The sequence below is a fragment of the Nocardia farcinica genome, from assembly GCF_029867845.1.
Taxonomy (GTDB): domain Bacteria; phylum Actinomycetota; class Actinomycetes; order Mycobacteriales; family Mycobacteriaceae; genus Nocardia; species Nocardia farcinica_A.
This window is the reverse complement of the sequence record NZ_JARWRU010001214.1, coordinates 1-1,187: the sequence shown is the minus strand read 5'-3', so window position 1 is coordinate 1,187 and position 1,187 is coordinate 1. Positions and strand designations below refer to the sequence as shown.

1 protein-coding gene is annotated in these 1,187 nt (G+C 72.5%); it reads left to right on the top strand.

What is annotated here, in order from left to right; all coding sequences use genetic code 11:
* A partial coding sequence (locus tag QH283_RS26925) for a sensor histidine kinase (protein WP_280505737.1) occupies window positions 1-1,012 on the top strand: 1,012 nt, incomplete at its 5' end.
* Window positions 1,013-1,187 lie beyond the last annotated feature (175 nt).

The window sequence follows — 1,187 nt, the reverse complement described above, 5'->3', positions numbered from 1 at the left end:
AATGGTCCACGACCCGCTGGTGGAGTCGCTGGCCATGGGCACCTCCGGTTCGCTGCGGCTCGAGGTGCCGTCGGCGCCGATCAAGAAGATGCAGCGTCAGGCCGCGGCGGTGGTGGCGCTGGCGGTGCTGGCCTCGCTCGGCGCCGCGGTCACCGTGGCCGTGGTCACCGCGCGCCGGGTCGCCGATCCGCTGCGCGATGTGGCGGCGCGGGCCGCCCGGCTGGCCATGGGCGATTTCCGGCCCGACCCGCGCAGGCACGGCATTTCCGAGCTGGACCGCGTCTCCGACGTGCTCGACTCGGCGACCGTGGAGATCGCGGGCCGCCTGCAACGCGAGCACGCCCTGGTCGCCGATGTCTCCCATCAGCTGCGCAGCAGGCTGACCGCGGTGCGCCTGCGCCTGGACGAGCTGTCCGCGCACCGCGACCCCGAGGTCGTGCACGAGGCCGAGGAGGCGATGGCGCAGGTCGACCGGCTCACCGAGGCCATCGACGACCTGGTGCGCGCCTCCCGCGACGAGGACGCCGCCGACCGCGACCCCATCCCGGTGATGGAGGAACTGCGCGGGGTGATCGAGGAGTGGAAGCCGCCCTTCGGCGAGGCGGGCCGCACCCTGGTGCTGACCGGCGAAGACTCGCTGCGCGCCAGGATCACCCCGTCGCGGCTGCGCGAGGCGGTCACCGTGCTGGTGGACAACGCCCTGATCCACGGCGGCGGGGTGTGCACGGTCTCGGTGCGTGAGGTGCGCCCCGGCTTCGCCCGCGAGCCGCTGGTCTGCGTCGAGGTCGCCGACCAGGGCGAGGGCGTGCGCGACGAACTCGCTCCGCACATCTTCGACCGTGGCTTCTCCGCGGGCGGCTCGACCGGTGTCGGCCTGGCGCTGGCCCGCGCGCTGATCGAGGCCGACGGCGGCAGGCTGGAACTTCAGCAGCGCCGCCCGGCCGTGTTCCGGGTCTTCCTCGGCTCGTCGGCGACCGGCAAACCGCTCTCGTTCGCCCCCGAACCGCGCTGATCGCTCGGCTGCGGTCGAGTCGTGCTGTTCTTTCGGTGGTCAGGGGGGTAGTCGCGTGGCTTGTCCGGCGCACGTCAGCTGCGGTCGAGTCGTTCCAATTCGATGATTTGCACGAGTTAGGCCTCGAGGTCCCCCATAACCTCCGGGAAGTCCCACCGTCGCCTCGCCCCGAAGG